This is a genomic window from Phormidium sp. CCY1219 (genome assembly GCF_055795085.1).
In genome coordinates this window covers 1-203 of the sequence record NZ_JAYFEQ010000872.1, presented here as the reverse complement: position 1 = coordinate 203, position 203 = coordinate 1, and the positions used below count along the sequence as shown (strand labels likewise).

The following is a 203-nucleotide window of genomic DNA, read 5'->3' as shown; positions in this document are numbered from 1 at the left end:
GAGGGCGGCTTGGTAGCACTCAATTGCCCGTTGCAGGTGGGCGGCGCGATCGCCGGTGGGCAGGTCCGAGTAGGCAGAACCCAGGTTGTTTTGGGTCATTGCCCAATCAGTCGGAGCGCTCTCGCAGGTCCAGACGGTGAGGGCGGCTTGGTAGCACTCAATTGCCCGTTGCAGGTGGGCGGCGCGATCGCCGGTGGGCAGGT

The 203-nt window shown here is 65.5% G+C and carries 1 protein-coding gene; it reads right to left on the bottom strand.

All coding sequences use genetic code 11. From position 1 onward, the window contains the following. Positions 1-203, bottom strand: a 203-nt coding sequence (locus tag AC0QH1_RS28435; RefSeq protein ID WP_442957377.1) for a hypothetical protein, incomplete at both ends; no start/stop codon positions are given.